General features: G+C 40.5%; 28 protein-coding genes. 20 read left to right on the top strand and 8 right to left on the bottom strand.

Annotation, left to right across the window (positions count from 1 at the left end):
* The first annotated feature begins 40 nt into the window (after positions 1–40).
* The 20 genes from ACTQV4_RS07620 to ACTQV4_RS07715 all read left to right on the top strand — a co-directional run bounded on the left by ACTQV4_RS07620 (position 41) and on the right by ACTQV4_RS07715 (position 13,302).
* Positions 41–2,431, top strand: a complete 2,391-nt coding sequence (locus tag ACTQV4_RS07620; protein ID WP_441541127.1) for a DNA polymerase — start codon at positions 41–43, stop codon at positions 2,429–2,431.
* Complete coding sequence (locus tag ACTQV4_RS07625; RefSeq protein WP_441541129.1) at positions 2,421–2,957, top strand: NUMOD4 domain-containing protein; 537 nt, start codon at positions 2,421–2,423, stop codon at positions 2,955–2,957. Before ACTQV4_RS07620 ends, ACTQV4_RS07625 begins: the two co-directional genes overlap by 11 nt.
* 12 nt (positions 2,958–2,969) lie before the next feature.
* Positions 2,970–3,410 carry a hypothetical protein gene (locus ACTQV4_RS07630; protein WP_441541131.1) on the top strand — a complete coding sequence of 147 codons (441 nt, stop codon included), beginning with the start codon at positions 2,970–2,972 and terminating at the stop codon, positions 3,408–3,410.
* Complete coding sequence (locus ACTQV4_RS07635) at positions 3,400–3,645, top strand: hypothetical protein (protein WP_441541133.1); 246 nt, start codon at positions 3,400–3,402, stop codon at positions 3,643–3,645. Before ACTQV4_RS07630 ends, ACTQV4_RS07635 begins: the two co-directional genes overlap by 11 nt.
* Positions 3,646–3,649: 4 nt before the next feature.
* Positions 3,650–4,198 carry an HNH endonuclease signature motif containing protein gene (locus ACTQV4_RS07640; protein ID WP_441541135.1) on the top strand — a complete coding sequence of 183 codons (549 nt, stop codon included), beginning with the start codon at positions 3,650–3,652 and terminating at the stop codon, positions 4,196–4,198.
* A gap of 19 nt (positions 4,199–4,217) precedes the next feature.
* Positions 4,218–5,246 (top strand): hypothetical protein, encoded by a 1,029-nt coding sequence (locus tag ACTQV4_RS07645; protein WP_441541137.1) that lies wholly within the window; start codon positions 4,218–4,220, stop codon positions 5,244–5,246.
* Positions 5,246–5,722, top strand: a complete 477-nt coding sequence (locus tag ACTQV4_RS07650; RefSeq protein WP_441541139.1) for an NUMOD4 domain-containing protein — start codon at positions 5,246–5,248, stop codon at positions 5,720–5,722. Before ACTQV4_RS07645 ends, ACTQV4_RS07650 begins: the two co-directional genes overlap by 1 nt.
* Positions 5,723–5,732: 10 nt before the next feature.
* Positions 5,733–5,981: a hypothetical protein gene (locus tag ACTQV4_RS07655; protein ID WP_441541141.1), complete on the top strand. Its 249-nt coding sequence runs from the start codon at positions 5,733–5,735 to the stop codon at positions 5,979–5,981.
* On the top strand, positions 5,981–6,538 hold the full coding sequence (locus tag ACTQV4_RS07660; protein ID WP_441085776.1) for a crossover junction endodeoxyribonuclease RuvC: 558 nt from the start codon (positions 5,981–5,983) through the stop codon (positions 6,536–6,538). Before ACTQV4_RS07655 ends, ACTQV4_RS07660 begins: the two co-directional genes overlap by 1 nt.
* A gap of 213 nt (positions 6,539–6,751) precedes the next feature.
* On the top strand, positions 6,752–7,327 hold the full coding sequence (locus ACTQV4_RS07665; RefSeq protein ID WP_441541143.1) for a hypothetical protein: 576 nt from the start codon (positions 6,752–6,754) through the stop codon (positions 7,325–7,327).
* Complete coding sequence (locus ACTQV4_RS07670) at positions 7,328–7,951, top strand: hypothetical protein (protein ID WP_441541145.1); 624 nt, start codon at positions 7,328–7,330, stop codon at positions 7,949–7,951.
* Between the two features lie 257 nt (positions 7,952–8,208).
* Positions 8,209–8,463 (top strand): hypothetical protein, encoded by a 255-nt coding sequence (locus ACTQV4_RS07675; RefSeq protein WP_441541147.1) that lies wholly within the window; start codon positions 8,209–8,211, stop codon positions 8,461–8,463.
* A gap of 4 nt (positions 8,464–8,467) precedes the next feature.
* Positions 8,468–8,872, top strand: coding sequence for a hypothetical protein (locus ACTQV4_RS07680; protein WP_441541149.1), 405 nt, complete (start codon positions 8,468–8,470; stop codon positions 8,870–8,872).
* A gap of 205 nt (positions 8,873–9,077) precedes the next feature.
* Entirely contained in the window at positions 9,078–9,761 is a 684-nt protein-coding gene (locus tag ACTQV4_RS07685; protein WP_441541151.1) for a hypothetical protein, read from the top strand.
* Between the two features lie 1,124 nt (positions 9,762–10,885).
* Positions 10,886–11,119 carry a hypothetical protein gene (locus tag ACTQV4_RS07690; protein ID WP_441563683.1) on the top strand — a complete coding sequence of 78 codons (234 nt, stop codon included), beginning with the start codon at positions 10,886–10,888 and terminating at the stop codon, positions 11,117–11,119.
* Positions 11,120–11,152: 33 nt separating this feature from the next.
* Positions 11,153–11,875 (top strand): hypothetical protein, encoded by a 723-nt coding sequence (locus ACTQV4_RS07695; protein ID WP_441541155.1) that lies wholly within the window; start codon positions 11,153–11,155, stop codon positions 11,873–11,875.
* Positions 11,875–12,168 (top strand): hypothetical protein, encoded by a 294-nt coding sequence (locus ACTQV4_RS07700; RefSeq protein WP_441541157.1) that lies wholly within the window; start codon positions 11,875–11,877, stop codon positions 12,166–12,168. The genes ACTQV4_RS07695 and ACTQV4_RS07700 overlap by 1 nt, the downstream gene beginning before the upstream one ends.
* Positions 12,161–12,571: a hypothetical protein gene (locus ACTQV4_RS07705; RefSeq protein WP_441541159.1), complete on the top strand. Its 411-nt coding sequence runs from the start codon at positions 12,161–12,163 to the stop codon at positions 12,569–12,571. Before ACTQV4_RS07700 ends, ACTQV4_RS07705 begins: the two co-directional genes overlap by 8 nt.
* Positions 12,572–12,586: 15 nt before the next feature.
* Positions 12,587–12,754, top strand: a complete 168-nt coding sequence (locus ACTQV4_RS07710; RefSeq protein ID WP_441541161.1) for a hypothetical protein — start codon at positions 12,587–12,589, stop codon at positions 12,752–12,754.
* Positions 12,755–12,954: 200 nt separating this feature from the next.
* A complete protein-coding gene (locus tag ACTQV4_RS07715; protein WP_441541163.1) occupies positions 12,955–13,302 on the top strand; it encodes a hypothetical protein in 348 nt (115 codons plus the stop codon).
* 1,359 nt (positions 13,303–14,661) lie between these two features.
* Here the strand turns inward: ACTQV4_RS07715 and ACTQV4_RS07720 are convergent.
* From ACTQV4_RS07720 to ACTQV4_RS07755, 8 genes are all read right to left on the bottom strand, one after another.
* Complete coding sequence (locus tag ACTQV4_RS07720) at positions 14,662–15,516, bottom strand: HNH endonuclease (RefSeq protein WP_441085670.1); 855 nt, start codon at positions 15,514–15,516, stop codon at positions 14,662–14,664.
* 64 nt (positions 15,517–15,580) lie between these two features.
* Entirely contained in the window at positions 15,581–16,399 is an 819-nt protein-coding gene (locus ACTQV4_RS07725) for a hypothetical protein (RefSeq protein ID WP_441085671.1), read from the bottom strand.
* Positions 16,393–16,731, bottom strand: a complete 339-nt coding sequence (locus ACTQV4_RS07730) for a hypothetical protein (protein WP_432490328.1) — start codon at positions 16,729–16,731, stop codon at positions 16,393–16,395. The genes ACTQV4_RS07725 and ACTQV4_RS07730 overlap by 7 nt, the downstream gene beginning before the upstream one ends.
* Complete coding sequence (locus ACTQV4_RS07735) at positions 16,725–17,060, bottom strand: hypothetical protein (RefSeq protein ID WP_441085672.1); 336 nt, start codon at positions 17,058–17,060, stop codon at positions 16,725–16,727. The genes ACTQV4_RS07730 and ACTQV4_RS07735 overlap by 7 nt, the downstream gene beginning before the upstream one ends.
* Positions 17,057–17,182, bottom strand: a complete 126-nt coding sequence (locus ACTQV4_RS07740) for a hypothetical protein (RefSeq protein WP_441085673.1) — start codon at positions 17,180–17,182, stop codon at positions 17,057–17,059. The genes ACTQV4_RS07735 and ACTQV4_RS07740 overlap by 4 nt, the downstream gene beginning before the upstream one ends.
* A 267-nt stretch (positions 17,183–17,449) precedes the next feature.
* Complete coding sequence (locus tag ACTQV4_RS07745; protein ID WP_441085674.1) at positions 17,450–17,998, bottom strand: hypothetical protein; 549 nt, start codon at positions 17,996–17,998, stop codon at positions 17,450–17,452.
* Positions 17,999–18,010: 12 nt separating this feature from the next.
* Positions 18,011–18,208, bottom strand: coding sequence for a hypothetical protein (locus ACTQV4_RS07750; RefSeq protein ID WP_441569577.1), 198 nt, complete (start codon positions 18,206–18,208; stop codon positions 18,011–18,013).
* 101 nt (positions 18,209–18,309) lie between these two features.
* Positions 18,310–18,534 carry a glutaredoxin domain-containing protein gene (locus ACTQV4_RS07755; protein WP_441085676.1) on the bottom strand — a complete coding sequence of 75 codons (225 nt, stop codon included), beginning with the start codon at positions 18,532–18,534 and terminating at the stop codon, positions 18,310–18,312.
* Between the last annotated feature and the right edge of the window lie 66 nt (positions 18,535–18,600).

Raw genomic sequence — 18,600 nt, forward strand, 5'->3', positions numbered from 1 at the left:
TGCGCTATTATAAGAAGGTAAACGAAAGGGGACAAACTGTATGAAGATCTCAGTGAATGTGACATCAGTTACCGAAGATAATAAAGCTAAGGAAAAGATTAAGAAAGCCTCTAAGGCAAAGGAAATACCAACTATGGAAGAGTCGTGGGAGCTTATCTACAGCCGTAAGAACTCTCCTACAGACTTGGCAAGACTCCAAAAGGTGGAGGAATGGTTTAAGGAAGGAAAGATTGGCCGAGAAGCTGGCAAAGAGTCCAAAGCCTTTACCAAAGCTGAGGCACTACGCCTTTACAAAGCTATCCAAGAGGCTGAACGTAAGGAAAAGATTGAGGAAATGGCTACTAAAGAGTGGGAAAAGTATCCACTGATCTCTCAAGAAGATGCCGAACAGTGGGTTGATAACTGTCTGAATGCTGACGACGACTACTTTGCAATGGACTTTGAAACAGTCGGAGATAACGGTGGTAAATACAAGTATCGAGAGCAGATAGCAGGCTTCTCACTAACCTACCGATTCAATGGAAAGCTTGTCAATGGATACTTACCAATCCTCCATTACAAGGAGACGGCTACTGGAGAGTTTGTCGAAGATCCTCGGAACGTCAGCAAAGGGCTGTCCTACCATCTCATCGAAAAGCTGTTCCACAGCCCTAAGAACTCCATCTGGCATAACGCCACTTTTGACTTAGGCTTGGTAAAGGCTGCCTTAGACATCGAAGCAACTCATATGCCACACGATACAATGGTTATTATGAAGCTATTGAATGAGAACTTAAGCGACGTTCGGACACCTGCATTTCCAAGCGGAGTCGGATATCAGTTGAAGAACCTTGCAGAATACTTCTTGAAGATTCCGTCTGATACCTTCGGGGAGCTGTTCGGAAAAGATGCAAAGTTTGGCTACGTTCCATTGGATGCCGCTAGATGGTATGGTGCAAAGGATACTTACGTAGGCTTCTTGCTCTTTGAATGGCAGATGAACATTCTTAATAAGTCTAGCTTTGCAAAAATTAAGAAGTATTATGAGCGTATTGAACATCCATGTATCAAAGCTACTTTCATCATGGAGTCAGAAGGCTTTGTAATTGATGAGAGAGAAGTAGCCAAACAGCGTGAGGAAGGCTACAAGCACTTGGACGAACTCCAAGAGGCTATTCAGGAGACTTTCGGGGACGTTAACATTGGCTCTCCACAGCAGTTGTCTAAGATGTTGTACTTTGACAATGATTGGAGCAAGTATGTGACACGTGATAAGAAGTCTATCCTCAGTGGTCATGTAGGCTTTGACGACCATTACATTAGCAACAACCGTAAGTTTGCTTTAGTTGAAGGCAAGAAGCTTTTAATCAATCCTCGGGTAGTTAATGGAGAAACTGTCGGAGACTCTCTGCCAGCCGACTCAGATGCTCTGAAAGCCATTGCCAAGCATCACGAAGAAGTCCAGTTGATTCTTGATTGGAAGGATGAGAGCAAGCATTTATCAGCCTTTGTAGATAAGATTAAAGACTTCATAGAGCCCGACGGAAAGCTGCACGGAGACTTCAAACAGGTTGGTACAGTAACTCTACGCTATGCCGCAGCTAACCCAAACCTCCAACAGCAACCTTACAAGGCTCGTAACATGTTCGGTATTGGAGAAGATTCGTTAATCATGTCGGCAGACTTCTCACAGCAGGAGCCAAGGCTCATGACTCATATGTCTAAGTGTAAGGCTCTTATTGAAGTCTATCAACAGGCTCGTGATCTATACTCTGAAATGGCTTCGGCAATCTTTAATAAACCTATCGAAGAGTGTGGAGATGGCTCCATCTGGCGTAAACGTACCAAAGTCGTTGTATTAGCTATCATGTATGGAATGTCGGCATGGTCTTTGGCAGAGTCTTTGGGAGTATCCAAGGATGAAGGACAGAAGATGATTGACGACTTCTTCAAAGCCTATCCGGAGGTTGATCGATGGATAAAAGATAACCAAGAAGAGGTTAAGAAGAACCGCTATGTAGAAACTCTTTGGGGGACTCGCAGACGGTTTGTGCAAGAGGATTTCAGCGTCCTTAAGAAGGCTTGGAATGACTTAACTCCAGAAGATAAGAAGACTCGTTCAATGGTTAACAGAGCACTCCGCCAGACAACTAATTTCAAAGTCCAAGGAGGAGCTGCTTGCCAAACTAAGCAAGTAATCGTTGCAATGGTTCCGAAGTTGCAGGAGCTGTCCGAAAGACGTGGCAAGAAGCGTTGCTTTAATCTGCTTGCCCAAATCCACGATGAGGTCTTATTCAAAGTTCCAAAAGACGTTACTCCCGAGGAAGTAGCAGCCATTGAGGATGTCATGATTAACACTGTTAAATTAATTGTTCCGAGCAAGACTGACATTGCTATCGGAAAAGTCTGGGGCAAGTTGGTAGACAGAGAGGAGTTTTTTAATGGTCGTTAAATGGAGGCCAATTAAAGGATTTGAAGGTATGTATGAGGTAAGTAATACAGGGATTGTTAGGAGTTTGAATCGTAAAGTATTTAATGGAAAAGTTTGGTATCTTAAAAAGGGTAATATAATTAAGTCGTCGTTAAATCATCCTAAAGGATATCTAAAAGTAGGTTTATGGAAAGATGGTAAGCAATATATTCACTATATCCACCATCTTGTATATGAGGCGTTCCTTGGAGAAAGAGATTTAACTAAGGAGCTCAACCATATTGACGAGGATTCACAGAATAATTGTTTAGAGAATCTCGAAGAGGTAACTCCATTAGCTAATAAACATCATGGAACACGCATTGAGAGGTGTGCTAAGGGGCATCTAAAACCTATTGAAGTTACCTTCGAAGATGGTTCAACTATGAATTTCAGTGGCCAGAGACCTTTCATGCAGGAGCACCCTCAATATAAACAGTCGGGGATTTCTAAGGCGCTAAAATATGGCATCAAATATAAAGGTACATCCTTTAGATATATTAAATAGGAGGAAGATTAAATGAACGAAGAGATTAAGCAAGAGATCGCCAAGAACTTTACGAAGGTTAACGACTACATCATGGAAGCAACTAAGCGAGAGCTATCTAAGACGTGTAAAGACGGTCGTTTCTTAGACCACTCCCTTTATGCTCTAGTAGCTAAACACGATGTCGAGCAGGAATTCGAAAAGCTTATCAAAACTTTCGAACTTATCGACGAGGAGCGCAAGCTAATGGGTAAGCACGACTCGATGATGAGGGACTTTCGAGATGCTGGTAAGCCTTCTGGATATGCTTTGAAAGACTTCAAGAAGCTATCGAAAGACCAGTTGGCAAGGGTAGCCAAACTCCAATCCAGTATGATTTATGTAATGGCTGATTGGGGATACTACAACGACGGTAAGGAAGAGAGACTTAACGAGATTCGCAAAGAGTTGGAGGACATCTACAATGAAGCCTAATTTGAAAGACTATCTGATAGCTACTGGACAGTTTTTAGGGGCACTAACCATAGCAATTTGCATCATTTTGCTACTATTACTAACCATCTTCGTTCTAGCAAATTACCAAGTAGTGGCAATAGGTCTTGGCTTTGTTATAGGAATAGCTGCATTAATCTGGTTTTTTGGAGGATGTATTCATACCCTAGCGATCTCCCATGCAAGAGACAGACTTGACAAAGACGATGAAATGTGATATAATGGGACAGGTAGAGGAGGTCGCTTTATTGACTAATGTAGAAACGATTCATGAGGCTCCATTAATATACAATGGAATCCAGTCAGACAAGTATTTCATAAGCACCCGAGGAGTCATTCGAAATATTAAAACGAATAAGTGTTTGACTCCTCAAGATACTGGCTACTTACATGTACGAATCCCTCACGGAGATCAGACGATTAATGTTAGGATTCACAGAGCTGTGGCAGAGACTTTCTTACCCCGACCGGAAGGCTGTGATGTAGTCAATCACAAAGATGGCAACAAGCAGAATAACGACGTTTCCAACTTAGAGTGGGTAAGTCAATCAGAAAACGTTTTGCACAGCCTTGAACAGCGTTCGGGAGAGATTATTCTAGACGACTTCATTGTAACAGTCCCTGTAAGTGGATTCCGAACATATCATATTAAAGCTGTGTCCAAAGAGGCTGCTAAGGAAGTTATCAAAAGCGGTGGCACAACCCCACGCTCACAGCATTTTGAAGAGCTGATTGGGAAAGCAACTATCATAGAATTTGGACAATTTTAATCATGGAGGTTTACATTTAATGGCAAAAGGTTTAGCAGCAGTTAACAAGGCTTCCGGACAGACTTTGGCACAGAAGATGGCAATAGACTTTGCACAGGAGCTTGATCGCTTTTGTGCCACCGGATTTAACACAGACTTACAAATAACTAAGCAACTCTATTCTCAGTATATCAACGTTCTTGACAACAACCCCTTTGAAGACTTTCCGAAAGGCGTTCCATTCTTCCGTTCAAGTGGCACTGGAAAATGTCTTCGTGAGCAGACTCTCCGAGCGATTGATGCCTTAGAGTTTACCAATAATGCAGACAAGCGTTTGGTAAGCCCTTGGCAGAATCGTTGGCAAAACATCGGTACAGCTATCGGAGACATGGTGCAGTTGTATGTCTTAATGATGGAGAAGCATTATGAACGACTTGTTGGAGAGCCTTGCCACTTCCGATTTGAAAGGACTCCAGAAGGTTACCCGATGTTTGAAGAGTTTTCCACGACGTTCCAAGAGTTCAAGAGTGGTAAGATAAACTTCATTACCGGAGGCTCTTTGGACGGCATTATGATTTACACTGACCCAGAGACTGGAAAAGAGTATCGGGTAGGACTTGAGGTTAAGTCTAAGCAAACAACTTATGCAGCGACTGGTCATTGGTCTATGAAGGAAGCTAACTCCAAACACGTATGGCAGGTTACTAACTATGCTATGCTAAAAGACCTTGACCAGTATCTCATCGTCTATGTAAACGCCTCTCACAAAGGCTGGAACATGACTGAGGAAGACTATGCCAAGTACCCAGATTTCCGAGTATTTGGGGTGGAGACTCCAGAAGAGAAGAAGAAAGAGGTTCGGAATCGTTTCTTCACAGCTGTTGAAATGGCTCACGAAGGAGTATTTCCAAAGCTTTCATTGGCTGATTTCCAATTCAACGACTACAAGACAGCTTGCGCTTTAAGCCTTACCTATAGGGAATTAGAGGAACTTAAGTTAGAAGCTTCCACTAAGTTTGAAAAAGAGGCTATCAAAGAGATTGAACGGATTCGAAAGGATATTGTGTAATGGAACAATGGAAAGAGATTCAAGGATTCCCAGACTACTCCATAAGCGATCATGGAAATGTATATAGTAAACTTTCTAAGAAGTTGCTAAAGCCTAATAAATTAGCTAGGGGATATTATCAGGTATGTATTTCGGGCAAGAGAAAGCTGGTTCATCGATTAGTGGCAGAAGCTTTTATTCCTAACCCCGAAAATAATCCCCAAGTAAATCACATTGACGAGGATAAATTTAATAATCATGTCAGTAACCTTGAATGGGTAACCGCCAAGCAGAACTCTAATTATGGGACTCGGGAGCTTAGAAGAATAGCTTCCGTTTCCAAAAAGGTTATCGCTACACCTATTAAAGAAGGAACTCCAATCTTATTTAACAGTATAATTGATGCAAAAGATTGGGGATTTAACCCAAGTCATATAACCTCTTGTGCTAAAGGTAAGCGAAAAAGCCATGGAGGGTACACTTGGGAGTATTTCTAGGAGGAAGATTATGAAGATCACATATTACACAACTTTCACAATTACCTATCTAACCCCTATCTCCAATGAGTCTGGGGACGACATTTTCTATGAAACATATAGCTTCGAAGCCTCAGAAGGTTTTCCGGAGACGAAGGTTGAGGAGATGTTAACTGACCTTCATACAAATGGAGCAGTAATCATTGGAACAACCGAGGGGCTACTGTATTTAAACAACCACAACATCGCTTCTATCATGGTTCATAAGGAGGAAGATTGATGCGTTTCATGGCTTTTGACATCTCATCTGTTTCAACAGGTGTAGCAGTATTAGACCAAGAGGCTAACGGTAACCTTACGTTAGTCTTTACCACAAACATTATTACAAACTCCAAGGATAAGACTGGCAAACGCCTCCGAATATTTGCCGAAGAGATGACAGGACTTCTCAATGAGTTTAAGCCAGACTTTGTAATTAAGGAGACGACAATCTGTCGGATGGCTACTCAATTTATTAATATGAAGTTCTTCGCAGCCTTCGAGCTAGTCTTGGAATTAGAAGGGTACCCACGCTACTATGAGTATGGCCCGACGACTGTTAAGAAGGTTGTCGCAGGCTCTGGGAAGTCCTCTAAAGCAGACGTAGCAGAGGCTATCCAAATCTACACAGACGTTGATGTATCAGATATGACCACAGATGAAACCGATGCTATTGGAATTGCTCTTACTCATATTGGAAAGACTTCTATGCTCATTCCAAAAGCTGAGATCAATGCTGCTAAAGAGTTTGATGAGAAGCAGCAGGAAGCTATGGAGGCTGTCGGAGATGATGTTTAGAGTCCAAGTAACAATAGCTTTTATCTTTAAAGTTGTTATGGAGCTTGTGCAGTATCTATTCTATATCCTAGTAGCACCTGTTGCAACATTCGTGCAGGAGCTGATTGATAGCCTACTAGCATTTCCTTTTAGAGCTATCCGATTTGCTTGGAAAACCTATTGCACAGCTATGAAGACAGGAGAATTTCCATCACAAGCAAGGAGGAAGATTAATTGATTAAAATAGCATTAGCAGGAACTGCCCGGGCTGGCAAAGACACTTTTGCAAACGTCTTGGAGCAAGAATTATCCAAACAGGGTTATGAAGTTATTCGAGTAGCGTTTGCAGACTACTTAAAAGAAATCTATCAGCAATTCTTCGGTCATTTAGTCAACAACGAGAGGCCTCGGGATGCTTACGTAACCCTTGGAAATGCTTTTCGTGAGATTGATATAAACTTTTGGATTCGTCCAGTAGAGGCCATTAGAGATTATTTTGAAAATACAGAAGGCTTCGGAAAGCCAGTAGCAATGATTATCACTGACACACGTTACTTTAACGAAGCTCTCTGGGCTAGTCAAGAAGGCTTCTTAGTAGTCAAGGTAGATGCTGACCCACTGATCCGCCAAGCTCGTGCAGAAGCTTTGGGAGAGACTTTGAAATTAGATAATGAAGGGGATTCTGAGGTTGATCTCATTCAGCCGGACGTGACTATTCTAAATAATGGAGAAGCTGATTTCCAAGCTATGCCAGCAGTTGCCAGAGCAGCTATTGAAGAGTATAAAGCGAGGTTTGGGAAGGTTGATTAGATGCCATTGTATAATGAGATAGGTTTTTACAGAGCTATTACAGAAGCTGAGACAGCAGGGCAGTGTGCCTTGCATCTCAAACGCTTTGTGACAGTTGTCCTAAGACGTAGTAAACTTCCAGCAGAAGTCAGAGGGCTGTTTGTAGAAGAGGCCTACGAGCTGTTTCATAAGCTTTGGGGGGAAGATGTTCCAGATACCTTAGCTCACGCCTTAAGCACCTTCTACATGCAGGACGACACCACTGGGGGTCTTTCTGGAGACAATAAGTATGCTAAGTGTAGCAGCTTTGAGTATAGTTTCTACTCTTATCGAAAAGAGAAGCGGATAGCCACCGAAGACTATTTCCTAGAATCGGAATTTAGTCCTATGATAGAGAACTCCAAAGTCTATGGAGACTACATGGTTGACCAAGACTACTGGATTTGGCTTGAAGAAGTTATTGACAGAAGCAACCTTCGATCTGATGAAGAATACGTCTTCCGGAAGAATGTTTTGGAAGGCATATCCCTCAGAAAGTTGGAAGGATATAACGGACTTTCTAAAAGCACTCTAGGCAGACGACTGAAAGATGCACGTAAGAAGTTTACCAAAGCAGTTAAAAAGTATGGCAAAGAGGCAGGGTAACTCCTGTCTTTTTATTTTGCAAAAACTGTTGACAGATTCCAAAAGTCATGATATGATTAATTCATAAGTTAGTAGAGAGGATGTTGAATATGATGAAGCGGTATGAAGTAATCTATTACCTAGACTTTGAAAGCACTCCACGAAGTTATGTAGTGATAGCCCACAGCCCTGAGGAAGCTGTTGGAAAGACTTGTTGGAGAGAACGTGGGAAAGCTGTCCGAGTAGATATTGTTAATGAGGTTTAAGGAGGAATTGGAATGAATCCAGAAACATACGCAATGGTTAAATTAGCTCCAAAAAGAGTTAAGCCACTTATCACTTCTTTGTACATGGCTAACGCATCTTTGAATGAACGGATTGAGCAGCTTAATGACCGAATTGAATTTGAAGAAAATCGTACTCAGAGAGAAAGTTATAGGGTACGTGTGGCACGATACAATGACCAGATTCAAATTAATTACAATGTCATTGACCAACTGAACAGCTATTTAGAAACTATGGGGATGGAGTGAAGACATGACTAAAGACACCTATGTAGAAAACATTACAAGAACCTTTTGGAAGAACGTGGATGCTCTTCGACAGCTCCATCAGATGTCTTGGGTAGAAGTCTGTGGAGACGGAACCTCTTCAACAGGCTTTCGGAATAATACTCCACCAACCCTTGCAAAGATGGCTAGGATCGCTGAACGGCTCCATACAACTGTTCCAGAGCTTTTAGATGACAGTAGGTTGCCAGAGCCTACCGAAGAACTCTTCATTGTAACCCTCGGGGGATGGACTCTTACGAAGCTAAATAACAATCAGGCAGCCTTTACAAAGAACTGGGCTAACGAATCTTTAATGTTTTTCCGAGACATTCATGTAGCCTGTGATGCTGCTAAAGAATTTCCAGATGCTATAGTAGAGCTATGGAGCTAAGAATTTTTGAAACAGACGAGCTACAGCTTCTCGGAGAGCTTGTGGACTCGCATATTGAAATAGCTCATTCAGCACGTATTCCTTTGGAAGGATCGGCGCTGTCACAGGAGCTGGTCGGAGAGCTTTTAGAAAATAATTCACGAAAGCTGTTGACATTGTACAAGATACGTGGTAAGATTGGTTTATTGAAAGAGGAGGAGATATTATGCAAAGATATGTACGTTTGTTGAATAATGGAGGGTACCCAGATATTGACCAGTATGTCGGAAAAGTTTTCCCAGTTCCTTGGGATAGTTACAACCTAGTTGAGGTAAAACTTCCGGATGAGGTGTCACGATTTTTTAGCATATCTGATGGAGAGGCCGAGTACGTAGAACATCCAGAAGCTTCCCTAGATGTTGCTTTGAGTAATTTTATGAAGCAGTCGGATGAAATGATTAAAGCCCTAGAAGAGACTCAAGCAGCGTTAAAGGCCGCTCAGCAGGGGACAAAGGAGCCTAAAGTAGGAGATTTTGTAAAGATTAAGTCCAAGGATAATTTGGAGGTATCTACCAAGCTATATACAAGTCGTTGTGGTTACGTTGGAAAGATTGTAAAGGTAAGTAACAGACTAGCAGAAAGTCGTAAAGTATTTACTGTAAAATTTCCACAAGCTTCTTTCTCTTTTCTGGAGTTCGACCTCGATCACTATGAGGCAAAATTTTACGAAAGTGAGTTTACAGTTGTGCCAGAAGGTACGGAAGGCTTACAAGGAGTCCAGCCATCTATTGGAGTATTTGGGATAAAGTCGGATCTAAAAACTCTAACAAATATTCCCGAAGAATGTATTAGTATGACAGGAGAATTTTACACAGAATTTTTGGATGGAAATGTAACAATTACAGAATAATTTTTTGACAGTTGCCGAAGGGTAGCTGTCTTTTATTTTTGCCAAGAAATTTGGAGGCAGATTTTTCAAAATATTTTTCTAAGTTAAGGGATATTTTTAAAATTATTTTTCTAGGAATGGAGTAAATTTTTAAAAATTTTTCCTTTAATTTTTCAAATTATTTCAACAAACTATTAAAATAGCACTATAACAGCTTTTTAACGTCGTCAGAGGAGCATTCTAAGCACGTTTCAGATCAAAGATTGGACAATCATCCGTTAAAAATCATCTGACAGCCTTTCAATCAGCCTCCATAATAAAAACTTACCACGTCTTGGCCAAGCTTTTGCCACAGCTGCCAATAAGACTACATCAAGTAGCACAAAACTATTCAAATAACTCATATCCATCCTAAAATAACATTTAACTAATGGATTTCCCCAGAATTTTATAACAGTCCCCCGGGATTTTTAAGAAAAATCACTTAAAACATCATGACAGGCGTACGAGGTTTCCAGCAGCTGTCCACAGGATGCACCCCGGGATTTTTTAACAGTTTTCACTTAAAACGTCATAGCCTATACACAACATTATCAAGGCTTTTCCACAGCTTTTAAGCTTCTTTTAGACGACTTTTGAACAAGATCAGGAAGAAGTCTCGCTGAAAGTTTTCTACTATATAAGGCGACTTTTTGGACAGCTTTCGAAAAATAAAATAAAAAACTTTTAGCAAAGCTATTGCAATTTAAAAAACGTCATGGTATATTGGTATCAAGTTAAGAGAAAGGAAGTTGAAAAACATGACTTATAACATTTATACAAACGACAATTTTTACGCCACTTGTGGAAGCCTAACTGCTGTTTATAGTCTTGTAGCTAGTCTTGAAAAGTATATTTCAAAAGATAAGATAAAAGTGTTGACAGTCGCTTGATATTTTGATAAGCTTATGACGAGATCAGGAAAGGAGGTTTTATAATGGTTGTTTCATGGCTGATTTTAGCGCCTGTATGTGTCGTGGCAAGCGCCCTTGCTTTTGTTGCTTGGTTAGATGATTAAAATAAAATTGTTGACAGCTGTTTAAAGAGCTGTTACACTGTACCTACAAAATAAAAAATTGAAAGAGGTTATAAAAATGAATAAAAATATGATTAAAGAATTTTTGAGCGAGTATGAAGAAAATGGCACACTGTTAAATATAGAAATTAATATCGGCAATAATGATATTACTATTGTGGCAGATAATGAAATGAATGATATGGAAGACGGTTTTCTAACTGTTTTTATAGATACAAACTCAATAGAACTAACAAATGAATTATATGAATATTTGAAAGGTATTAAAAAGGAAAATACAAAATTGCAAATTACTACAAACTAGATAAAAAATAAAAAATTGAAAGAGGTTATAAAAATGAACGAACAAAAACATTATATCACAGTCGGAGAAATTCTTGAAACTATAGAAGAAAGCTTTGGGCTGAGCGATTGGGAAACTGTTAAAAAGGAACTTGAAGCAATGCAAAGCCCAATCAACTTTACAGGAAAAACAGCACCAACTTTAAGCAAAGATCACTTTGGGCGAATCTCTTTACTAAGCTTTTTTGAAGAGATGGAATATGCAGGCGAATGGTTAACCGTTGACGAATTTAAAGACTATTTCAACGAATTAGACAACGATTGGGGAGGCGTTTCATGGTATGAATATGGTGCCGACAATACTTACAATTATTGTGGCTACCTTGAAAGAGATTTAAACTTTATTATCTATGAGAATGATTGCACAGAAGAAACTCTGGTTTTCTTTGCTGTCCATATTGGCATAGACGTGCGAGCAGGTTATACAAAATACTTTTCGATGAAATTCGACAACCTTTACAAATTTCAAGAAAAACTGTCTGAACGCTTCGAGCTTGCTTTCCTAGAATATAAGGACAGTGACGGAGATATTCAAGGAATATCTTTATATGGTTCAGCAACAAGCGAATATATCGAAGGCTATTTCAGATTTGACGATAGAGACTTCGAAGAATGTATTGACGTATACGACAAAGAAACGGCTATCGAAAGCCTAACCGAGTTTATGAAAGATAATGAAATTGACTTTGTCGAAGGCTCTTTGGAGGTTGTCGACTAATGGTTAAAAACGAATATAAAAGCATGTATGAAGCAGAAAAAGAGAAGAAAGAAAATAGCCTCGTAAATAAGTCTTTCAAACGAGGCTTCACAACTATCAACAGCTTAAAACGTTCCCTAGTCCTAGCAAAGACTTCTCAAGAGGCATTACAAGGCTTGCCAAACGATTCAAAAAGCTATCATGAAACTATGCAAATGCTAGAGGATAATCTTTTGAAAGCTTCTGCTCTTATGTTAAGTGTAGAACTAGATTTTAGAAACATACACCACAGTTTTAAGAAAGGAAGTGAGTGACTTGCTACCTATCTTATGGGCAGTTTTTGGTATAGCTGTCTGGACTACTCTTAAAAAAGCTTGCCAAAAACTTTCCGACTACTTAGAAAGACGAAAGGACAAACAATTTCAAAAAAGACTTGAAAAACAGTTTGAGAAAGCTTATAATAAAGTCACAGGCAAAGGCTTGCTGAAAACGTATCGAAGAGGAAAGCTATCCATAAATAACCTAGCGTTACTTTTGGAGGCTGTCAAAGAAGTTGACCCGCTTCTCTATGAAGACGTGGTAAGAAAGCTTTCTGATATGATTAGAAAAGAAGAAATAAGGAAAGGACTGGCAAAGCCTAGTGAGCTGATAGAAACACCGAGCTTTTTTGGAGATGATTCAGATGATGACTTGATAACACTTGATAAAGATTTATAGAAAGGGCTAGTGACTATGAAAAATAAACAAAAAATAATTGCCATCATTAACGATCTGAAAGCTGATAACTTTTTTAACATCGACGATGAAAGTAGAAAAAATATTCAAGTAAGCATTGAACTATTGCAGTCAGAATTAGGTATCACTGAAATCGAGTTGCAAAAAGACTTAGAAAGTAGATAAGAGAGGAGGTCATGAAATGTTAGAATCGTTTATTTTCATAGCTGTTGCATTAATTGGTGGAAGCTTTTGCACAAGTCGATCAATGAAACAATTAGACGAAATTATAAAAGAAGCAGAAATTTTTAAATAAACTATTGAAATTGTAAAAAAGCTATGCTACACTTTTTCACACCTATAGATAAACATGGGAGGCATACAAAATGAAACTAAAAAACTTTACAATTACAATGCTAACAATTATTACAGTTTTGAATATAACTTTTCTCATAGGTACAAAAGCTTATGAGAAAGGCTATCAAGAAGCTTCGGAAGCTAACAAAGTCAACAATGAGCTTCTCGCAGAAGCAGAAGATACTATCGAAAGCAACCGTAACATGATTGCAGACCTTAATAAAAAGCTAGACTCGTACGCAACTATCAAGGCAGACTTTGTTATAGTTGAAAGTGACACGAAAAAGCTATACGTCTACCCTATCGACAACGATAAGAAAACTATTCAGACATTCAAAGTTGACGAGGGAATCGGTTTGGAGGCTGTCAACAAATAATCAAATAGGCTTAGAAAGGCTACTCCGATTGTGGAGTGGCTTTTTTAATTATTAAGAAAAGATTAAGAAGTGATCTGTTATTGTTTGTTAAATTAAATGCTTTCAAAGCCGGCAGATAGGCTTTTATTCCACTTGTTTATACGTGTTGGATGTTATTCTTAAGAGGGCGTGGGACTTAACTTTTTTAAAAGGGTATCTGTTATGAGAGTAACAGATTATAATAAGCTATTATAAAAGCTATTCCATTATCTATTACCAAGCATGCTTTCAACAGCCTTTGCAAAAGCTTCCCAAGGCTTCCCAAAGCTTAGGTAAGTAACTGTCAACAGCTTATCCAGAAGCTATTAGAAAGCCTGTCAACAGCTTATCCTAACGTATAACTAAATAGTCAGAAGAGAAGTTGCACCATTGATTGGAGTAGCTTCTTTTTATATCCTCTTAAATAGCTCACGAGAAGCCCTCTCAGACGTTTAACTATAGCAAGGTAAGCTACTATTATCCTATCATTTGGAGGGCGTATATGAGAATATACAAGGCATATATTCAAAGGCTATTATAACAACTATTATAGGCGTTACTCAAACGGTTATTCTGGAACGTGGTGCACAACTATCCGAGTAGCTGTTCCGGTAACTGTTCGAGAGTCTTTCTGATCGTCTGATAATAGCTTATAATGGAGTATGTTGCATGGTGTTCGATAGGCTGCCAGGCACCTTGCCGCAGCTGTCAGAGTACAGTCAATAAGTCAAACATAAACGTAAAACCTATATAGAGCCGACAACCAACTGCCGACCAGCTGTTACTGTCCTTATGGAGTGGCTTCTGTAGGCTATCGAACAGCTGTTCGCGTATCTATTGACCTAGTTTACATAATGTGTATTATACAAAGTTGACATGACACATTGACTCAACTGTTCGACAGTCTCGACACACGTTGACCGACGACCGACCGACGAGACACACGACAGACTCACGAACAGCTGACACGATAAGCTATCTGACAGGCTTCCCAAGGCGTACCATACACCGTTGACCCCACCAAGGGAGGGGGTCTTGCCACAGCTGACCGAAGGCGCGCGCACTATCAGCCTCTTAGAAATTCTGCAAGTTTCCGTGTGAGGCTGTCCGATTTATTTTTTCTGGATCTTCTATATAGGGCTGTCCGATAGCTTTCCGACAGACTCCGAAAACGGCTGGCCAATTTTATTTTTGCAGTTTTCCTAATAAGACTTCCGACAACTGTTACGATCACACGCACGATAAGCTGTTTGGTTAGTTTATTTATAACTCCATACATAACAAAATAAGCCGCCCTTCGACAAGCTGTCAAAAGGTGGCTCAATCAATTATTATGGAGGCTTAGGCAAAGCTCCAGTAGAGACCTTTGTGAGTCTTTTGGCGGCCGTTACAGCAGCTACTGATATGCCCCGGATGGAACCCCATACGAATAGCCTCTGCGGCACTTTTGAAGGTGTACACTATGTTTCCTTCTGAGTCCTTTGCAACAACTGGCTTGGAAAGTTTTTCTGTAGCTAGTTGTCTAGCCGTTCCATGGAGGACATTATGCTGATAGGTACACCATTCGAGGTTGCTGGCACAGTTGTTAAGTTTATTCTCGTCTATGTGATTTACTATTGGAAAGTTGTTGGGGTTTGGACAAAAAGTCTCTGCAATAAGCCTATGCGTGTAATACGACTTACCATTTACCCTCACTCGACGGTACCCAGTGGCTTGCACATAGCCCAAACGTTCCCTTAACTTGCCCTGCGCATCTAAAGAAGCAACTCTTCCAGATGGATGTGCCATAGCTGTAGGGATGCTGGGGATAGGCTTCCATTCTGACAGGTATTCAATAGCTTTACCAAGGTTCTTCCGAGGCTTTCGGGAGGCTAATGAGTGACGTGCATTATGGCTTGCTGTGCAGATTTCTAAATTCATTACATTGGCGTTTGTTTTAACTTCGTCAATATGATTAACAACCCAGACTTCTGGAATATCTCCAATAAAAGCTTTGGCTACAGCCCTGTGAATACGCAGAGAGCTTTTTCCTCTACCCACAGAAACTGAGGGATAACTTCCTGCAAGAAAACCTTTCAAGACTCTCCCACGTCTCCCCTTAATCTTTCCCTCCATATTGACAAAATATCCCTCAGCCCCTTCAACAGGCTTCCAAATAGTTGGGTCATAAACTCCTTCAAATCTAATCGGCTTCAAATAACTTTCCTCCTATACTTATCAAAGCCGCCTTCCCACAGCTTTGGAAAGCGACTCTATTAGCTTATTTATATTTAGTGTCCAGCAGGTTTATGATAGCTCTTACTAAACTCTTCCGCTGCTTTTTAGCTGGGCTCTCCTGCATCAATGCCCCTACTCTCCATGTTGGAGTGCCATGTTCTTCACGAGCTTCTTCAAAGCGTTTAGCAGTTGATTCCAAATCCTTTCCAGCAAACCTCTTCATAAGCTCAGCTTCCTGCTGATGTAACTCCTTCCAGTAGCTATCGTCAACGACTTCCGACTGAGGCTTTCCCAGAGTCTCATTGCTGAACAGCTCAGTGGAGTCTTTGGCAGACTTCTTGGCAGCTTCGGAAACCTTTTGAATTCCTTCCAATAGCTCCGGAATCTCCTCACGAGACTTCTCAAGTAGTAGACTGTCTAAAGCATCCTTAGCCAATATGTCCGCAGCCTTTTGGACAGCTTCCAGAGCAGATGCCTGCCACTGCTCCTCCATCCGCTCTCTGGTAGCCTCTAGGCAGTCTTCAAAGGTTACCTTCTTAGTAAGTAAATAACGGCTATCACGAGCCTCAGATAAATCGAACTCCACTTCCTCAGCCTCTTGTAAAGTCTCCAAGCGGTCGGCCAATTCATTTAGGGTGGAAGCATGCTTCGTAAAACTTTGAGTAAAGTATGCCTCAACGTCTCCTTTCATGACTAGTATGGAGTCATCTTTAACATACTCAGCCACAGCCCTCAGAAGCCTTGGCAACAGCTTCTCTGAAATCACTAGGCGACTATTGCAGTGGTCTACCCGAAGGTCTGGCTGATATTCTGTTGGAGTGCTTGGGTTATACTTTTTGATGTCAATGGAATAGTCTAGCATAAGATAATTCCTCCAGTATCTTCATAGTCTATCTCAATGTCGTTGATGGAGTCTAGGTAAAGGTCTGCTGAGCCAGATGCCCGATAGATGCTGATAGGAGTGTCCATAGGATAATCCAGTAGCTTGTGGACAAGCTCTCCAATAGTTCCGGCAGGAAGCTTTGTGAATGACTGTTCCAAGACGTCTGCATCTAATCTATCACTCCATGGGTCGAGTAAACCTCCAATGTCGTAGCAATTAGTTTCCGAATCTACTGATAGGACTTTGTAAAGGTCTCCTTCATAATCTAACAGTAAGTCTCCTTTGGAGTATTTCATTGGTCTATTTACCATAGAGTCACTTCCCCTTCCTCAAATTTACTAATTATTTCTACATCTTTTACGTCAACTTTCCATCCATTAGTGTTCCATTGGCAAATACTAACACTGTCAGTAGGATCATGCTTGGACAGCTCATGGATAAGCCATGCCACAGTTCCTATAGGAGCTTTTCGCCATATCCACTCAGCACTTGCGCTAGGGTAATTGAATACTTTACCATTAGCTACTCTAATAGTATATTGCTTAAATTCCTCTGAGGCTTTAATTACCTCGGCGCTCATCCGTGGTTCTTCTGGATCTCTCCCAGCATCTACTAAAACATCTCCTACTTCAAACTTCATTTAATCTCCTCCAATAGTTTTTTACGAGCTTTCCAATGCTTTTCCCCAGCCCTCATGTCTCTTGTCACATAGTAGTGGAACTTTTTCATAAGCTGGTGGTACAGTATTTTAAGCTTTTTCATAAAAATCCCCTCCAATCACATTAAACAAAGTACAATAAAAGCTACGAAAGAAGCTCCTATCAATAGCAGCATTCCAAAGACTAAGCCAAGGAATTGCCAGAATTCTTTAAACTTGCCAAGATAGCATAAAACTGCTATGAATGGAGCCAGAAAGATGATCCAACAGATAAGTAGTAGTAGTAAATTCATCATACAGCCTCCTAAAAACTTTTATAGAGTTATCATAACACAAAAAAAGAGCCCTGTCAAGAGCTCTTCGCAAGTTTGTTAGTTGATTTTAAAGGCATTTTCAAATTCTGCGTCTGCCATCCACTCGCAGCATTTAGATTTTTCCCAGAATACATTAACAGGAAGTGTGTCATTCGGGCTATCTTCTACTTCAAAGATAATTGCCACATCCCCTCTATCAGGGAATACCATAGCATCTCGAACGGCATAGGTACGGCCTGATTCGCAGGTCAATGACTTAGCTGGGTAAGCAACACTTCCAGTCTCTTTCAGTGGTTCTGGATGCTCCAGCGCCTCGATTCTAGCAGCTAATTCAGTCGTACTATTAAGTGCTCGGTCAGCGGTGTACTGAGCGTATAAAGCGTGGGATTTAGCAGCATCTGCCTCCTCTTGTAAATTAGCCTGTACCAAAGCCTCCCCAAGGCGTTCTCCATCAAGGCTGATTGGAATAGTCACATCGACTTCTTCATTAAGATATTTGACATCTGAGGCAGCTTCATCGAAGCGCCCTTGTAAATAAGCATCCAAATCTAAGCCTTCTCGTAATACTCGTTCATAGTCTTCGTGAGATAAAATAATTTTAGTCATTTAATAGTCTCCTTAATTGAATGGAATGTGGCGTTCACGGAAAAATTCTGCCATGTCTCGTCCAGTAGTTGTTGTAATGTGAGGTAAGTCGGTTACAATTTGCTGTCCAAAGTTATCGTAAGTTTGATCGTCTTCAAATTCGAGACTTAAATCTTCGACAGGCTCCACGACATCTGTGATAATGTCTTCCAAAGCTTCCTGAACAGCCATGATTTTACCTAATTCAACTTCGTCAGCATATAAAGCATCTATCCCAAGCCGCTCAATACGTCATTCAATTAGGTATTTAATAAGTTCTCCTACATTAAACATTATACAACCTCCTTCAATAAGTCAGGTCGAAAGCCTGTCCAAGTTACTTTTCCATTAATCACTACAGGAAATTGACTAAAACCACTGTCACGAAGGTGTTGCAACAACTCTTCGTCAGTTTCGTCAACAACAATCTCCTCAAACTTCGTTCCTTGCTTGTTCAAAAACAGTTTCGTCTGGCGGCAAGCGGCGCAGAAAGTACGCTTAGTATAGATTTTTAACAAGTTACCAGTCCTCCATATTGTAAAAATAGTTTCTTAATAGCTTTTCGGAATTCTTTCATTTTGGCA

It is taken from the genome of Collinsella sp. LCP19S3_B11 (assembly GCF_052121915.1).
Classification (GTDB): domain Bacteria; phylum Actinomycetota; class Coriobacteriia; order Coriobacteriales; family Coriobacteriaceae; genus Collinsella.